This window comes from Paracoccus sp. J39 (assembly GCF_000518925.1).
Taxonomy (GTDB): domain Bacteria; phylum Pseudomonadota; class Alphaproteobacteria; order Rhodobacterales; family Rhodobacteraceae; genus Paracoccus.
This window is the reverse complement of the sequence record NZ_JAEN01000020.1, coordinates 1-16,007: the sequence shown is the minus strand read 5'-3', so window position 1 is coordinate 16,007 and position 16,007 is coordinate 1. Positions and strand designations below refer to the sequence as shown.

At 64.5% G+C, this 16,007-nt stretch carries 16 protein-coding genes and 1 riboswitch; of the genes, 7 read left to right on the top strand and 9 right to left on the bottom strand.

Annotation, left to right across the window (positions count from 1 at the left end; all coding sequences use genetic code 11):
- The first annotated feature begins 740 nt into the window (after window positions 1–740).
- Both L632_RS24425 and L632_RS22945 read left to right on the top strand, forming a co-directional pair.
- Window positions 741–905, top strand: a complete 165-nt coding sequence (locus L632_RS24425) for a hypothetical protein (RefSeq protein WP_156929531.1) — start codon at window positions 741–743, stop codon at window positions 903–905.
- The gene (locus L632_RS22945) at window positions 902–1,612 is read left to right on the top strand and encodes an AAA family ATPase (RefSeq protein WP_051416342.1); all 711 of its coding nucleotides are present in this window, start codon (window positions 902–904) and stop codon (window positions 1,610–1,612) included. Before L632_RS24425 ends, L632_RS22945 begins: the two co-directional genes overlap by 4 nt.
- Here L632_RS22945 and L632_RS25195 read toward each other — a convergent pair.
- The 7 genes from L632_RS25195 to L632_RS22940 all read right to left on the bottom strand — a co-directional run bounded on the left by L632_RS25195 (window position 1,519) and on the right by L632_RS22940 (window position 7,784).
- The gene (locus tag L632_RS25195; protein WP_084637907.1) at window positions 1,519–1,758 is read right to left on the bottom strand and encodes a DUF4011 domain-containing protein; all 240 of its coding nucleotides are present in this window, start codon (window positions 1,756–1,758) and stop codon (window positions 1,519–1,521) included. The two genes, L632_RS22945 and L632_RS25195, sit on opposite strands and share 94 nt — an antisense overlap.
- Before the next feature lie 270 nt (window positions 1,759–2,028).
- A complete protein-coding gene (locus L632_RS24000; RefSeq protein WP_232220991.1) occupies window positions 2,029–2,760 on the bottom strand; it encodes a DUF1217 domain-containing protein in 732 nt (243 codons plus the stop codon).
- Window positions 2,761–2,819: 59 nt separating this feature from the next.
- On the bottom strand, window positions 2,820–3,224 hold the full coding sequence (gene flbT / locus L632_RS23995) for a flagellar biosynthesis repressor FlbT (RefSeq protein ID WP_084648129.1): 405 nt from the start codon (window positions 3,222–3,224) through the stop codon (window positions 2,820–2,822).
- Window positions 3,224–3,622, bottom strand: coding sequence for a flagellar biosynthesis regulator FlaF (locus L632_RS25085; protein WP_084648128.1), 399 nt, complete (start codon window positions 3,620–3,622; stop codon window positions 3,224–3,226). The genes flbT and L632_RS25085 overlap by 1 nt, the downstream gene beginning before the upstream one ends.
- Window positions 3,622–4,719 carry an alpha-hydroxy acid oxidase gene (locus L632_RS0116625; protein ID WP_028717157.1) on the bottom strand — a complete coding sequence of 366 codons (1,098 nt, stop codon included), beginning with the start codon at window positions 4,717–4,719 and terminating at the stop codon, window positions 3,622–3,624. The genes L632_RS25085 and L632_RS0116625 overlap by 1 nt, the downstream gene beginning before the upstream one ends.
- Window positions 4,716–5,399, bottom strand: coding sequence for a Fe2+-dependent dioxygenase (locus tag L632_RS0116620; RefSeq protein ID WP_028714308.1), 684 nt, complete (start codon window positions 5,397–5,399; stop codon window positions 4,716–4,718). The genes L632_RS0116625 and L632_RS0116620 overlap by 4 nt, the downstream gene beginning before the upstream one ends.
- A gap of 129 nt (window positions 5,400–5,528) precedes the next feature.
- Complete coding sequence (locus L632_RS22940; RefSeq protein ID WP_051416345.1) at window positions 5,529–7,784, bottom strand: TonB-dependent siderophore receptor; 2,256 nt, start codon at window positions 7,782–7,784, stop codon at window positions 5,529–5,531.
- Between the two features lie 377 nt (window positions 7,785–8,161).
- A riboswitch (cobalamin riboswitch) is annotated at window positions 8,162–8,351 on the top strand.
- A 90-nt stretch (window positions 8,352–8,441) separates the two neighbouring features.
- Between L632_RS22940 and nrdH the strand changes: the two genes are divergently transcribed.
- From nrdH to nrdF, 4 genes are all read left to right on the top strand, one after another.
- Complete coding sequence (nrdH, locus tag L632_RS0116610; protein WP_028714309.1) at window positions 8,442–8,663, top strand: glutaredoxin-like protein NrdH; 222 nt, start codon at window positions 8,442–8,444, stop codon at window positions 8,661–8,663.
- A 10-nt stretch (window positions 8,664–8,673) separates the two neighbouring features.
- Window positions 8,674–9,102, top strand: coding sequence for a class Ib ribonucleoside-diphosphate reductase assembly flavoprotein NrdI (gene nrdI, locus L632_RS0116605; RefSeq protein WP_028714310.1), 429 nt, complete (start codon window positions 8,674–8,676; stop codon window positions 9,100–9,102).
- Window positions 9,084–11,210 (top strand): class 1b ribonucleoside-diphosphate reductase subunit alpha, encoded by a 2,127-nt coding sequence (gene nrdE, locus L632_RS0116600; protein ID WP_028714311.1) that lies wholly within the window; start codon window positions 9,084–9,086, stop codon window positions 11,208–11,210. The genes nrdI and nrdE overlap by 19 nt, the downstream gene beginning before the upstream one ends.
- 63 nt (window positions 11,211–11,273) lie before the next feature.
- Window positions 11,274–12,245 (top strand): class 1b ribonucleoside-diphosphate reductase subunit beta, encoded by a 972-nt coding sequence (gene nrdF / locus L632_RS0116595; RefSeq protein WP_028714312.1) that lies wholly within the window; start codon window positions 11,274–11,276, stop codon window positions 12,243–12,245.
- Here nrdF and L632_RS0116590 read toward each other — a convergent pair.
- Window positions 12,242–13,210, bottom strand: a complete 969-nt coding sequence (locus L632_RS0116590; RefSeq protein WP_028717156.1) for a bile acid:sodium symporter family protein — start codon at window positions 13,208–13,210, stop codon at window positions 12,242–12,244. The two genes, nrdF and L632_RS0116590, sit on opposite strands and share 4 nt — an antisense overlap.
- Window positions 13,211–13,355: 145 nt before the next feature.
- Between L632_RS0116590 and L632_RS0116585 the strand changes: the two genes are divergently transcribed.
- Window positions 13,356–14,552: a PLP-dependent aminotransferase family protein gene (locus L632_RS0116585; protein WP_028717155.1), complete on the top strand. Its 1,197-nt coding sequence runs from the start codon at window positions 13,356–13,358 to the stop codon at window positions 14,550–14,552.
- A 291-nt stretch (window positions 14,553–14,843) separates the two neighbouring features.
- On the opposite strand, the gene L632_RS0116580 is transcribed toward L632_RS0116585, so the two are convergent.
- Window positions 14,844–16,007, bottom strand: a 1,164-nt coding sequence (locus L632_RS0116580; RefSeq protein WP_028717154.1) for a glycerol kinase GlpK, incomplete at its 5' end; no start/stop codon positions are given.

The window sequence follows — 16,007 nt, the reverse complement described above, 5'->3', positions numbered from 1 at the left end:
CGGAATCCTTGCTGCTTGCGTGGCGGGTCGAACGTGGTCCGAACATGAGCCCGAGGCTTGGCCAGGCTCAGGCCGCATCGACCGAAGTGAAGGCCAAGCCGACCTGGCATGATAGTGGATGACATAATTCGGATTATCGAGATTTTAAGTGTGGAACTCAGGTAGATGTCGAACAACCGAAATAATGACCGTTCGGGCCCCTTTTTTGTCCTTGCTACAACCAATTATTGTCCACCGCTTCGACTGATCTTTACCTAATCAAGTAATTTCAATGCATTGGTTGGAAACGCTCAATCACCGCTTGTGGCCGTGATTTGCCGCCCAAGCCCAGACCCGGCCCGTTGACCACCGAGGCAAGGCCCGGCAAGGTCGTGTTAATCCGTTCCGGAGCGGTGGCGCGGCCTGACGGCTGCCGGATCTTCGGAGTTTCCGAACCCTCCCAATCCCGCCGGAAAGTGCCGCTTTTCCGAACGGCGGAGCCGTGTCTCGAAGGGAGATTGCGATGCCGCAACATGAGTTTCATCAAGGCTTTGCTGGCAGGCGTCAGGGCCGACAACGCCCTCTCATGGTCCTGGCGCAATCACCGCCCTGCCCCGATCATATTCCCGCTCACATGCGCTGAGTGAAAACCCGCCGGCATTCGTCCGTGCGACCCCTGCCCTGCAGCCATCTAATCCTGACTTACTGCCTGGCCAAGTGTTTGCCGGCCGCCGGTCGCACTTTGCCGAAAGGAATCCCGCATGTCGCGCATCCCGTTCCTTCTCGTCCGGACTTTCAACCCCGAAGAAACGCTCGCGTCGCTCGAGGATCGGTTCCTCCGGCATTTGGGTAAACTGTGCGGCGTGGACCCTTTCGCCGATAAAGCCTGGGAGCGCACTGAGCCGGAAACCGAAGAGCCCCCATGATCCGTATCGCTGACCGGCACCGGATCCGTCGACGGATCAAGCGTATCATGGAGCCGCGGAACGCGATCAGCGGGTTCGACCGCCTGAAGATCGAAGACCGTGCCCGGCTGAAAAAGCTGCACGACGGTGTCCGGCTCGTCGGCATCGTTTCGGAAGCCCATGCCGACGAGATCGCGGTCCGGTTGCACGGTGAACTCCCCTGGCTCACCCCTGCTTCCGAGTCCGTCTGGTGGTCGTTGCGCCGCTCGGTCCGCGATGGCCTTCCCGGTGTCAGACTGGAGCCGCTGCTCCTGGACGGCCCTCCGGGCATCGGCAAATCGGCTTGGGCACGCCATCTGGCGAACCTGCTCGGCACGTCGATCATCGAGATCGACGCCACGAACGAGAGCGCCAGCTTCGGCATCGTGGGGGCGCAGCGCGACTGGGGCAACTCAGCGCCGGGCCGAGTGCTGTCAGACATGCTCCGGCACAAGGTGGGCAACCCCATCGCGGTAATCGATGAAATCGAAAAGGCCGGCAGGCCCATTTCCATGAAAGGCAGCGTCTTCGACCTCCCCTCCGCCTTGCTGCCGCTGCTCGAGCCCTCGACGGCCCGACGCTGGACCTGTCCCTATCATGAACTCCCCTTCGATATGGGCTGGATCGGCTGGGTGCTGACCTCCAACGATGCCAACTTACTGCCGGAGCCTCTCAGCCGAATCCCATGAATCCGATCCAGGACATTCTCGAGCGACAGGTTTGTCGCGAAATCCTCTGGTCGTGCCCGCAGGCGGAACCGTTCCCCGGCCGTGCCACGTTCCAGCGAGACCGGGATCAGCAGCAGCGGCGCGTGACGGATATCCCGCACTCTCATCCCAAGGCAGAGCGGTTAGCTCGGACGGTTGCTGCCTTACGACTATTTGCACGATCAGAGCAGACGGCCATCACCCTCTGGTTGTGGTCCAAGAACGAGTCTTGATCCTAAACAGGGAACGCCAAAGCGCGCAAAAAGGCGTGTCAGAGGCCGGAGTTCTTCAGAGGCTTGTTAGGCGCTTGGGTTGCCATCAATGGTTGCGCGACCATTCCTTAAGAAAGCAAACGAGAAATTCCCAGCATTCAAGGTAACGGCAAACAAGCTGATTCGTCATGGGGGGCTGGAAGTCAGCAGAGCCAAGGCGACAGAGTAACCAGACGTTGCTGGAGACGCCTCCATCTGGCTACGGAGAAGATAACGTCGCAAAATGCTTTCAAGAGCCTGACCTGATGAAAACTGCGACACATCGTCGCTTCCAGTAAGCTTTGCAGTTTTTGTTTTTAGTTCAGAGAGTTGCCGGCCGACAGGAAGAGCAGAAAACCCACCCCTCAGCCCATAAGCCCCCTCGAATATCTGCCGAAGGGGTTTCGAAGCAAGAATCTGATACCATTTTGCATTTTCACTGATATCGGTTCTTGCAATCTCTCTGAGTTCGCGCTGAGCATTTAGAGCTAACTCTATTTCTGCGTACTGTTCACCGATGTTTTTCTCAAAGGATCTGGAATTATATCTTTCTAAAATTTCACTCAAATCCACATCCAAAGCTTCCGCTGCGTTAGAAAAATAAGCGGAGAAAGCCCGATTCAAGTTTAAATAGCGCTTGTCAGCAAGTCTGTTCACCAGGCTAGTCTTATCATCAGGATCCGCTTCAAGAACTTTCTTGATGAAATACTTGCTATTGATGTCTGCATCGAGCCCAAACGCTCGCAATGCTACGGTCAAAAGCTTTCGATCATTAACAAATGATTCGGCTGTTATGACCTCGGGCATTTTCCGAGAAAAGTAGTCTCGCGCGGTCTCCATGGCAGAGCTTTGGACAAAAGCATTACGTTGCGTGGTCATAGTGCGCGCAAGAATCTTCCAGCCAAGATAGCCCCCGGATCCAATGTGAACACTGTATGTCATGTTTCGCCCAAGGATACCAATCTCATTTCCCGAGGAAGAAGAAGTCTTAAATGCTTGAGCGTACGATAAAAATCGTTCTCGGTAATTGCGCTTGTGGCATGCGACAAAATGTTACGACTATCTGGATCCAAAAATATCCGTGATACCTGTTCGATGCCCAGGACAACTTGCCGGGTGGCTGCAATTTTTTCCGCATCGCCGGACAAAACGAGCTGACAAATATAGCAAAGCCGGGATATAGGGGAATTTACGGCCTCGGGATGAATAGCATCCTTTAGCCGCAGGATATTCGCATCGGGCGTACAGATCGAGATCTTTGCACGACGATCACCATTTTCAATGACGGCTCCATTGATAAGGATGCGCTCCTTTGGCGCCAGCTTGAGAATGAGTCCACCCATTACTTGATCTCCCCCCTTAGGCCTTTCATAACTCTTAAGTTGATTTCCACCAAGGATATGGCAGACAGTCTTTCTTCCACGACACGACGCCCTTGCTTGAGAGAAAAGATCGCCAATGAAAGAAGGCCGGCCTTTGTCTCCGCGGGCAAGCCATTCTCTGGATGTGCCAGATCTGCAGCCAACGCCGTCCATAGCTGATTGTTCGCATAGATGGCTTCGATCATTGGGGGATGATCGCTGTCTTCGATGGCTTTTTGTAGTTTTTGCGTGGGTTCAAAGGCAGCTGGGATGCCCGCCGCGCAACTATGGCTTAACCACGCGCGCGAGAGGGCGGGGGCGACGCAGTTCGCCCGCCCAACAATCGGCAGCCTGGCAGAATCACCGCAAACGCCGCGCATCAGTGACCGGCATCTGCGGGCCAGAGCACGGATGCATCGATCTCGGCCAGGCGGCGGCGCCCGGTCAGCGCCATGGCGACCTCGAGTTCCGCACGAAGAATGGTCAGCATATGCGCCACCCCGGCCGCGCCCCCTACCGCCAGGGCGTGGATCTGCGGCCTTCCGACCAGCACTGCCGCAGCCCCGAATGCCAGGGCTTTCAGCGCATCGGTGCCGCGCCGGATGCCGCCATCGCAGAGCACCGGGATGCGGCCCGCCACCTCCCGAACCACGACGGGCAGCGCCTCGGCCGTTGCGGGCAGCGTGTCGAGCGCCCGGCCGCCATGGTTCGAGACGATCACGCCATCCACCCCGACCTCGACCGCGCGACCGGCGTCATGCGCTGACATGACGCCCTTCAGCAGCAGCGGCAGCCGGGACTGCGACTTCAGCCAGCCGATATCCTCCCAACGTGGCGCCTGGTCCAGCAGGCCAAGGAAGGTCGCAGCCCGCCCCGGCTCGCTGCGGATATGCGGCGGGCGCAAGCCGTCCAGGTTGACGGCGCGCAGTCCCTCGGGCAGGGCGAATCCGGCACGGGTCTCCATGTTGCGGAGGCCGTTCACCGGCGCGTCCACGGTCACGACCAGCGCGCGATAGCCCGCCGCTTCGGCCCGGCGGACCAGCGACAGCGTGTCTGTGGGCTCGGGCTGCATGTAGAGTTGGAACCACAAAGGCCCCTGCGCGCGGGCGGCGATCTCTTCGAGCGAGAGGCCGGATTGGGTCGAGACCACCATCAGGCTGCCGGCCGCCGCGGCGCCAAGCGCGGTCGCATGTTCGGCCTCGGCATGGGCGAGGCCGTGAAAGGCCACCGGCGCCAGCAGGAAGGGATGCGGCAGGTCCAGGCCGAAAAGCCGCAGGGCAGTATGCGCGTCCCGCATGTCGCAAAGCAGGCGCGACTGCAGCCTCAGCCCCTGCCAGGCGGCCAGATTGGCGGCGGCGGTCAGCCCGTCCGCGCCGGCGCCATCGACATAGGCCCGCACCGGCGCGGGCAGGATGGCTGCGGCCAGGCGCTGATAATCCTCCAGCGCCACGACGTCGGGCGGAATGGCCTGCGTCAAATCTCGGACCAGTGGCGGATCATGTTGTGATAATGCGCCGTGAGGCCGGTCACCGCCGGATCGTCGTCGGGCAGCATCGCGCGGATGCGCATGATCGACTGGTCGAGGTCATAGAGCATGTGCCGCCGCCAGTCGTCCTTGACCATCGATTGCGCCCAGAAGAACGATGCCCAACGCGAGCCGCGCGTCACCGCCGTCACCGAATGCAGCGAGGTGGCGGGATAGATCACGGCATGGCCCGCCGCCAGCTTGACGCGATGCTCGCCATAGGTGTCGTGCACGACCAGTTCGCCGCCGTCGTAATCCTCGGGCGGGGTCAGGAAAACCGTGGTCGAGACATCGGTGCGGATGCGCTGGCCGGTGCCGGGGACCATGCGGATCGAGCCGTCCACATGGGCGCCGAAGGTCATGCCCTCGTCATAGCGGTTGAACATCGGCGGCAGCACATGCAGGGGCAATGCGGCCGAGGAATAGACCGGACTGCGCCCCAGCGCCCGCAGGACGATGCCGCTGAGCTCGCGCGCCACCGGGCTGTCCACCGGCACCTGCAGGTTCTTCTTGACCTTGGCCGCCTGGTCGCCAGCGGTGCTGCGGCCGTCGACCCAGTCGGTGCCCTCCAGCACCTGCCGGATATAGGCGACTTCTTCGGGCGTCAGCAGGTCCGGAATGGTGACGAGCATGGGATTCTCCTGCGGTGCATCGAGGCGCAGGATAGAACCGGCGTCCCGAGAAGTTAAGCGTTTCTGTCGGTTATTTTGGCGCCAGCCGCGGCAAGGGCGACCGACAGGCCGCCCCTGCGGGTTGATGCCTCAGAACGCGTGCTTCAGCGTCAGCACATAGTTCCGCCCCGGCTCGATATTGGCGAATTGCCCGCTATGCGAGTCGGTATAGATCTGGCGGTCGAAGACGTTGTTGACATTGAATTGCAGCGCCGTCGCTTCGGTCAGCTTGTAGGCGGCCATCAGGTCGGTGCGCCAGCTCGACGGCAGCCCGGCATCGGCATCGCCGTTCTGCGAATAGCTGGCCATGCGCTTGCCCGTATAGGTCACGCCGCCGCCCAGCATCAGTTCCGGACTGTAGTCATAGGTCGTCCACAGCGAGAAGCTGTTGCGCGGGATCTTCACCACCTGCCTGCCGGTGCCGGGGTTCGGATAGGGATCGCCGCCGCCGCGCGGGGTGGTCCAGCCGCCGTCCTTCAGCTTGACGTCCTGATGGACATAGCCGCCCCAGATGCCCCAGCGCTCGGTTATCTGGCCGGCAAAGCCCAGCTCGACGCCCTTGGCGGTGGTCTTGCCGATATTCTCGGTCTCGCCCAGCGAGTTGGTGACGCGGGCATTGTCCTTCTCGGTCCTGAACAGCGCCGCGCTCAGCTGAAGCTGGTCGTTCAGCACCAGCCATTTCGTGCCGATCTCGTAATTCACGCTGCGCTCGGGATCGAGGCTGTCCAGATCGTCCGAGGCATTGCTGCCGCCGGTGCCCGCGCCCTCGCCGGCCGGGTTCGAAGAGCTGCTGACCGAGGCGTAGACCGAGCCGTTCGGCGCCGGCTTGTAGACCACGCCCAGCATTCCGTTCAGGAAGTCGGAATCGTTGCGATGGCTTTCGCGCGGATTCTCGTCGGTGGCGTGGGTGACGCTGTTGACGCTGTAATCGTCCCAGCGCAGGCCCACCGTCGCCTCCCATTGCGGGGTGAACGTGATGGTGTCCAGCGCGTAGATGCCGCGCGACTTGGTGGTGCTGTAGCCGGTATCGCCGCCGCGCTCGATGCTGCCGCCCCAGGGCGCGCCGGCATCCGGATTCTCGTAGGGCGAGGTCGGCATAGGATCGGGGTTGACCACCGTCAGCCGGCGGGTGGTGGCGCGGGAATTGGCGATGTCCACGCCGACCGCAAAGCTGTGCTCGACGCCCCCGGCCTGCGCTTCGCCCGAAAGCTGGGCGTTGAACGACACGGTCTCGTTCACCCGGTCCGAAGCCTTGGAGCTGCGCGACACCAGCCCGTCGCTGCCCGAGGTCGGCGAGGTCACGACATAGGTATTGGTGTCGCGCGCCTTGCGCAGCGCCGTGGTCAGCCGCAGGCTGTCCGAGAATGCGTGCTCGAACTTCAGGTAGCCCGAGGCGGATTCCACGTCGCGGAAATCGCGCGCATGCAGGCCATAGAAGGTATCGGGATCGACATCGGCCGGCAGGAACGGGTCGATGCGGGTGCCCGAGCCGCGCCGCCATTCGGCAGGCGTGGTGGCATTCGACATCGGCACGCCATAATCGGGCGTATCCTCGTCCTTGTAGTAATAGAGCCCGGCGGTGATCTTGCTGTCATCGGTCAGCCGATAGCTGAAGCTCGGCGCCACCCCGAACCGCCTGGACTCGACACCGTCGCGCCCGCCCAGATCGTCGGCGCGCTGCCCCATCAGGTTCAGGCGCAGGCCGAGGGCGCCGAATTCGCGGTTCGAATCCAGCGTGCCGCGGAGATAGTTGCCGGTTCCGTAGGACAGCGCCACCTGGTCAAAGGCGCCCGGCTGCGGGGTCTTGCTGTTCAGGCTGATGGTGCCGCCGGTCGAACCGGCGCCGGAATAGACGCCGCCCGGCCCCTTGTTGATCTCGATCGATTCCAGGTTGAAGGCCTCGTATTGCGTGCGCGAGGCATTGCGCATGCCGTCGATCAGCAGGTCCTGGCTGGCCTCGAAGCCGCGGATATAGGGGCGTACGCCCTGCGGCACGCCGCCCTCGCCCGCGCCCAGCGTGACGCCCGGCGTGGTGCGCAGCACGTCGGCGACCGAGGTCTGGCCGCGCTCCTCGATCTCGCGCGCGGTGACGACGGTGACCGAGCGCGGGGTGTCGAGCAGCGGCGCGGTGGCCTTGTCCGAGGTGCTTTCGGTGACCTTGTAGCTTGTCTCGGCCTCGTTGCCCTGCTGGCGGCGGATGACCACCGTGTCCAGAGTGACGGTGTCCTGCGCCTGTGCAGGGCCGGCCACGCCGGCCGAGATGGCCAGCACCGGCAGCAGGCCCAGGGTCGGCAGCAATTGCGCTGCGCCCCCCGTGACCGGCGGTTTCGGATGGGACTTGTTCATGGATTGCTCCCGGCACAAAAGAAATCGCTGCCATCCGCGAGGATGGAGGCGACAGGAACGTGCTGGCTCAGCAGAGTGGCTTGCGGTGAAACGAGCCGGGAGGGGGAGCAGTCGCCCCCTGTCCTAGCCGCGCGTGATCCATGCAAGAGGGTTAATTGTCGCAAATTGTCAAACGACGCTGCGTAAAATCCCGGATCGGCAGGCCCGACTGTTGCAGCGATTCAACAATCCGGATGCTCTCCCGTCGGAAAAGGTGCCGCAACTCTCGGCCGGGATGCAAGTGGCGCCCGCCCCGCGGGCGTTCGAAAGCCCACCAGATGTTCCAATGGGCGGGCAGTTTCCCACTAGATGTGGATTGACCTGCGTGGCGGAGCGTGGCTAACTGCAGGGGTCATGGTTACCTCCGGGGCGACTCGGGGATCAACAGGGAAGCCGGTGCAAGGCCGGCACTGCCCCCGCAGCTGTAAGCGGAGAGCGACGCTGGAATGCCACTGGGGCCAGCCCCGGGAAGGCCAGCCAAGCCGGGACCCGCGAGTCAGAAGACCTGCCATGGCGCGAAAGGACGAAACCGTGCGGCGGGCGCGGGGCTGAAGCGGTTCCGATGGCGCGGTCATCGGGCGCGGCCCCTGCTTGCCGACAGAAAGAAGGAGCAGAGGCATGACCATCACCGTTTATTCCAAGCCCGCCTGCGTGCAATGCACCGCCACGACCCGGGCGCTCGAGGCGCGCGGCCTGCCCTATCAGCTGGTCGACCTGACCGAGGATGAGGCGGCGATGGAACTGGTCACCTCGCTCGGCTATCGCCAGGCGCCCGTCGTCGTCGCCGGCGAGGCGCATTGGGCGGGTTTCCGGCCCGACATGATCGGCCGGCTGTCCTGAACGCGCGGCCATGGGCGGGCACCGGGGCGAACTGGTCTATTATTCCTCGGGCTCGGGGAACACGGCGCGCTTCATGGCGCGGCTGGGGCTGCCGGCGCTCCGCATCCCGGTCTCGCCGTGCGAGATCCTGCCCGAGCCCGGCCGGCCCTATGTGCTGATCTGCCCGACCTATGCCGATGGCGCGGGGCGGGGCGCGGTGCCGAAACAGGTCATCCGCTTCCTGAACGACCCCGGGCGCCGCGCGCTGCTGCGCGGCGTGATCGGCGCCGGCAACCGCAATTTCGGCGCCACCTTCGCCCTGTCGGCGAGGGTCATTTCTGCTAAATGCGACGTCCCCGTGCTGTATCGATTCGAGCTGGCGGGCGACGACAACGATCTTTCCCGCGTCCGGGCGGGGCTTGAGAAATTCTGGGGGACGGAATGCTTGACAATGGCGTAAAGGCCGTGCTGGACCATCACGCGCTGAACGCGATGCTGAACCTTTACGACGGCGAGGGCCGCATCCGCTTCGAGGCGGATCGCAAGGCCGCGCGGCAATATTTCCTGCAGCATGTCAACCAGAACACCGTGTTCTTCCACAATCTCGACGAGAAGCTGCGCTATCTCGTCGACGAAGGCTATTACGAGCCCGAGGTGCTGGACCAGTATTCGCGCAATTTCCAGCGCGCGATCTGGGATGCTGCCTATGCGCGGAAGTTCCGCTTCCCGACCTTCCTGGGCGCCTTCAAGTATTACACCAGCTATACGCTGAAGACCCGCGACGGCCAGCGTTACCTGGAACGCTACGAGGACCGGGTGGTCATGGTCGCCCTGACGCTGGCGCGCGGCGACGAGGCGCTGGCCATGCGCTTCATGGAGGAGATGCTCTCGGGCCGCTTCCAGCCGGCGACGCCCACGTTCCTCAATGCCGGCAAGAAGTCCCGTGGCGAGCTGATCTCGTGCTTCCTGCTGCGGCTGGAAGACAACATGGAGAGCATCGGCCGCTCGATCAACTCGGCCTTGCAGCTCTCGAAGCGCGGCGGCGGCGTGGCGCTGATGCTGACCAACCTGCGAGAGGCCGGCGCACCGATCAAGGGGATCGAGAACCAGTCCTCGGGCGTTATCCCGGTGATGAAGCTGCTGGAGGACAGCTTCAGCTATGCCAACCAGCTGGGCGCGCGGCAGGGCGCGGGCGCGGTCTATCTGAACGCGCATCACCCCGACATCCTGCGCTTCCTGGACACCAAGCGCGAGAATGCCGACGAGAAGATCCGCATCAAGACGCTGTCCCTGGGCGTGGTGATCCCCGACGTGACCTTCGAGCTCGCCAAGCGCAACGAGGACATGTATCTGTTCTCGCCCCATGACGTGGAGCGGGTCTACGGCCTGCCCTTCTCGGAGATTTCCGTCACCGAGAAATATGCCGAGATGGTCGACGACAAGCGCATCAGGAAGAAGAAGATCAATGCCCGCGCCTTCTTCCAGACCCTGGCCGAGATCCAGTTCGAGAGCGGTTATCCCTATATCATGTTCGAGGATACGGTGAACCGTGCCAACCCGGTCGCCGGCCGCATCAGCATGTCGAACCTGTGCAGCGAGATCCTGCAGGTGAACGAGGCGAGCACGTTCAACGAAGATCTGAGCTATTCCCATTTGGGCACTGATATCTCATGCAATCTCGGATCGCTGAACATCGCCGCGACCATGGACGGGCCGGATTTCGGCGCGACCGTCGAGGCGGCGATCCGGGCGCTGACCGCGGTGTCGGAGATGTCGGCCATCGACGCCGTGCCCTCGATCCGGCGCGGCAATGACGAGGCCCATGCCGTGGGCCTGGGCCAGATGAACCTGCACGGCTTCCTGGCGCGCGAGCGCATCCATTACGGCAGCCCCGAAGGGATCGAGTTCACCTCGGTCTATTTCGCCGCCGTCGCCTATCACGCCATCCGCGCCTCGAACCTGCTTGCCCAGGAAAAGGGCCGGACGTTCAAGGATTTCGAGAAGTCGAAATATGCCGACGGCTCGTTCTTCGACAAATACGTCACGCGCGACTGGCTGCCCTCGCTGCCCGAGGTCGCCCGGGTCTTCGAGGGCATCGCCCTGCCCACGCGCGAGGATTGGGCCATGCTGCGGGAATCGGTGATGCGGCACGGGCTTTACAACCGCAACCTGCAGGCGGTGCCGCCCACCGGCTCGATCAGCTACATCAACAACTCGACCAGCTCGATCCACCCCATCGTCGCCAGGATCGAGATCCGCAAGGAAGGCAAGATCGGCCGCGTCTACTATCCCGCGGCCTTCATGACCAACGAGAACCTGGACTATTACCGCGACGCCTACGAGATCGGTCCCGAGGCGATCATCGATACCTATGCGGCGGCGACCGAACATGTCGACCAGGGCCTGTCTCTGACGCTGTTCTTCCCGGCCGAGGCCACCACGCGCGACATCAACCGCGCCCAGATCTACGCCTGGAAGAAGGGCATCAAGACCATCTATTACATCCGGCTGCGCCAGACCGCGCTGGAAGGCACCGAGGTGCAGGGCTGCGTCTCCTGCACGCTTTGAGCCGGGGGTTTCACACCCCCGGACCCCCGTGGGATATTTAGACAAGAAAGAAAGGTTCTTCGGATGAAGGATCATGCCCTGCGCACGCCCTTGCGAGCGATCAACTGGAACCGGCTGGAGGACGAGAAGGACCTGGAGGTCTGGAACCGGCTGACCGTGAATTTCTGGCTGCCCGAGAAGGTGCCGCTGTCCAACGACGTACAGAGCTGGGCCACGCTGCGGCCAGAGGAGCGCGAACTGACCATCCGGGTGTTTACCGGGCTGACGCTTCTGGACACCATCCAGAACACCGTGGGCGCGCCTGCGATGATGCCCGATGCGCTGACCCCGCATGAAGAGGCGGTCTTGTCGAACATCGCCTTCATGGAGGCGGTGCATGCGCGCAGCTATTCCTCGATCTTCTCGACGCTGTGCCTGACGCCCGAGGTGGACGCGGCCTTCCGCTGGGCCGAGGAGAACCCGCATCTGCAGCAGAAGGCGCGGCTGGTGCTGGAGGAATACAAGGCCGGCTCGGACCCGCTGAAGCGCAAGATCGCCAGCGTGTTCCTGGAAAGCTTCCTGTTCTATTCCGGCTTCTACCTGCCGATGTACTGGTCGAGCCGCGCCAAGCTGACCAATACCGCCGACCTGATCCGGCTGATCATCCGCGACGAGGCGGTGCATGGCTATTACATCGGCTATAAATACCAGCGCGGTCTGGAGCGGCTGGGCGAGGCCGAGCGCGCGGCGCTGAAGGATTTCGCCTTCGCGCTGATCTTCGATCTCTACGACATCGAGGCGAAATATACCGCCGAGCTTTACGACGGCATCGGGCTGACCGAGGACGTCAAGGCCTTCCTGCATTACAACGCCAACAAGGCCTTGCAGAACCTGGGCTACGAGGCGCTGTTCCCGCCGCAGGCCTGCGAGGTCAACCCGGCGATCATGGCCGCCCTGTCGCCGGACAGCGAGAACCACGATTTCTTCAGCGGCTCGGGGTCGAGCTATGTCATCGGCAAGGCGGTGGCGACCGAGGACGAGGACTGGAATTTCTAGGGTCGTGGGTTCCGCGCCAGCCGCTGCGCGATGGCCGAGCAGACCAGCAGCTGCGTCATGTGATAGATCATCACCGGCAGCACGATCGCACCCACCGCCGCGGCCGGAAAGATCGCCGTGGCGATGGGCAGCCCGCTGGCGAGGCTTTTGGTCGAGCCGCAGAAGAACAGCACCGCCTGGTCCTGGGGCGGCAGGCGGAACAGCCGCCCGGCACCGACCATGCCCCCCATGACCAAGGCCAGCAGCAGCGCGGTGACCAGGAAGCACAGCACCAGCCCCGGCACCGGGATCGCCGACCAGATGCCGGCGACGGTGCCGGCGCCGAAGGCGGAATAGACGATCAGCAGGATCGAGCCCCGATCCACCACCATGGTCAGCAGCCGGTGGCGCTGGACGAAGCCGCCGATCCAGCGCCGCAGCAATTGCCCGGCGACGAAGGGCAGCAGGATCTGCACGGCGATCTTCTCGATGGCGTCGAGGCTGGCGCCGCCCCCCTCCTGATGCAGAAGATGCGTGACCAGCAGCGGCGTCAGCACCACGCCCACCATGTTCGACAGCGAGGCCGCGCAGATCGCCGCCGGCACGTTGCCGCCCGCGATCGAGGTGAAGGCGATCGAGCTTTGCACCGTAGAGGGCAGCACGGCGAGAAACAGCAGCCCCAGCGCCAGCTGTGGTCCCAGCACGCCGCCGAACAGCGCGGCCAGCAAAATGCCCAGGGCCGGAAACAGCGCATAGGTGGCGGCGAAGGTCAGGCCCTGAAGCCGCAGGTTCAAGAGCCCCGCCCGCACCGAGGCCGGATCCAGCTTGGCGCCGTAGAGAAAGAACAGCAGCGTCACCGCCCAGAAGGTGGCGCCGCGCAGGATCTCGGCCGCGATGCCGCGGGCGGGCAGGACCAGCCCCAGCAGCACCATGCCGATCAGCAGCAGCATGTAGGTGTCGATGCCGATCCGTTTCAGTGCCTGCATTCCCTGCCCCTTCGCGCTGTCGCGCCCCTGTCTGATATACATCCGCGCCGGGCACAAGCCGGAGCGCGGCGCAAAGGCATGACCCTTGCCCCGCTGGCAAAAAACGGTCACAGCAGGATCATGCCCCGATGAAACGGTTCCGACGATGCGTCCCGCTTTTGCCCCCTGGCTGTCCTGCAGCAACGATGTGACCTCGGTCTTTCTGGCGGCGGGACAGGTGCCCGATCTGGTCAACCTTGCCGGCGGCCTGCCCGAGCCCTCGGTCTGGCCGGTCGAGGAACTGGCCGATCTTGCCGCCGAGGCGATCCGCAACCACCCCGACGAGACGCTGGGCTATGGCCCGATCCCCGGCCTGCCGGCGCTGCGCGACCTGATCGCCGCCCGCTTCTCGACCGAGGCGCTGCGGCTTTCGCGCGAGAACGTGCTGATCACCACCGGCGGCATGCAGGCGCTGGAACTGACGGGCAAGGTGCTGTTGCAGCCGGGCGGGCTGGTCGCGGCGCAAAGCCCGGCCTATCTGGGGGCCCTCGACGCCTGGATGCCGCATGCGCCGCGTTACCGGGCCATGCGGATCGAGAGCAATGGTTTCGACCCCCATGCCGCGCTGGCGGGGGCGCAATTCGCCTATACGGTGCCGAATTTCTCGAATCCCAGCGGCCGGCTGGTGGCCCTGCCCGAGCGGCAGGCGCTGGTCGCCGCTGCCCATGCCACCGGCACCTGGCTGATCGAGGACGACCCCTATGGCGCGCTTTACTATGAGGGCGGGCCCCTGCCCCGGCTGCTCGACCTGTCGGGGGCCGAGCGGCCCGGGCCCTATGACGGCCCGGTAGTCTATATGGGGTCGCTCTCCAAGGAACTGGCTCCGGGGCTGCGCATCGGCTGGGTGATCGCCGCGCCCGAGATGATCGCGGCGCTGGCCACCGCCAAGCAGGGCTCGGACATGTGCACCAGCGGGCTGTCGCAAATGCTGGCGCTGCGGGCGTTGCAGGCGGGCATGACCGACCGCATCCGCCCCGAGGTGCTGGCGATCTATCGCGCCCGGCGCGACGCGCTTTGCACAGCGATGCAGCAGCACCTGGCGGGGGACCTGGACTGGCAGGTGCCGGTCGGCGGCATGTTCGTCTGGGCGACGGCGCGCGATCCGCGGCTGGATACCGACCGGCTGCTGCATCATGCGATGGCCGAGGGGGTGTGCATCTCGCCCTCCAGCGTCTTCGATCCCGAGGGGCTTGACCGCCGCTCGCTGCGGATCAACTTCACCCTGAACCCGCCCGAGCGGCTGGAGGAGGGCTGTCGGCGGCTTGCCCGCGCCATCCGCGCCGCACTGGCCGAGGCGGGCTGAGCGCGCCAGCCCGGCCAGAAAGGCGGCAGGGCCAGCAGCTTCGCGGCATCTCTGGATAAGGCGCGACAGGACCGGGCCTCATCGCCCCTTGCCCGCCTACCGGAGCGCGCCGCAGCCGCCAGGCCGAAGCTCGCCCATCCGCTTCGGCCCTGCTTTGAGACGTCGCGGCGGAAGGCGATGCCGGACCATGGCGCAGGACCCGGATCATCGCCGGGGCGTTCTGCGCCTGGCCGCGGCCGAAGATCACCCGGCCCGGCAGGGCAAAGGAAAACCCGCTCATGCCGTCCCCGCTCATGCCGCCCCCATCGTCGCTTCCACGGCGCTTTTCCACCTTGCGTATCGGGCCTCGCGCTCGCCCTCGGCCATGGCGGGCTCGAAGCGGCGCTCCAAGGCCCAGGCGCGGGCGAAATCCTCGGGCGGCGGGCACAGGCCCGCCTGCAGCCCCGCCAGATAGCCCGCGCCAAGCGCCGTCGTCTCGGTCACCCGCGGACGGTCCACCGGCGCGCCCAGGATGTCGGCCAGGAACCGCATCGTCCAGTCGCTCGCCGCCATGCCGCCATCCACCCGCAGCACCCCCGCAGCGGCGCCCGGCCAGTCCGCCCGCATCGCCTCCCACAGGTCGCGGGTCTGGAAGCCCACGCTCTCCAGCGCCGCCCGCGCCAGCTCCGCCGGACCCGAGTTCCGCGTCAGCCCGAACACCGCGCCCCGGCAGTCCGGCCGCCAATAGGGCGCCCCCAGCCCGGTGAAGGCCGGCACCAGGACCAGCTCCTGCCCCGGATCCGCCGCCTCGGCCAGACCCTGCGTCTCGGCCGCCGAACGGATGATCCCCAGCCCGTCGCGCAGCCATTGCACCACCGCCCCGGCCACGAAGATCGAGCCCTCCAGCGCATAGCTCGTCCGGCCCCCCAGCCGGTAGGCGATGGTGGTCAGCAGCCGGTTCTTCGAGGCCACCATCTCCTCCCCGGTGTTCAGCAGCGCGAAGCAGCCGGTGCCATAGGTCGCTTTCATCATCCCGGGCGCGAAACAGGCCTGGCCCACCGTCGCCGCCTGCTGGTCGCCGGCGACGCCGAGGATCGGGATCTCGCGCCCGAACAGGTCGGCCCGCGTGGCGCCGTAATCGGCGGCGCAATCCCTGACCTCGGGCAGAAGCTGCATTGGGATGTCGAAAAGCGCGCAGATATCCTCGTCCCAGCGGTTCTCGGCGATGTTGAAAAGCAGGGTGCGGGCGGCATTGGTGGCGTCGGTGGCATGGGTGCGGCCCCCGGTCAGGTTCCAGATCAGCCAGCTGTCCACGGTGCCGAAGGCGAGCTCGCCGCGCCGGGCGCGATCGCGGGCGCCGTCGATATTGTCCAGGAGCCATTTCAGCTTCGAGCCCGAGAAATACGGGTCGAGCAGCAGCCCGGTGCGGGCGGCGATCATCGGCTCGTGCCCCTCGGCCCTGAGCCGGTCGCAAAG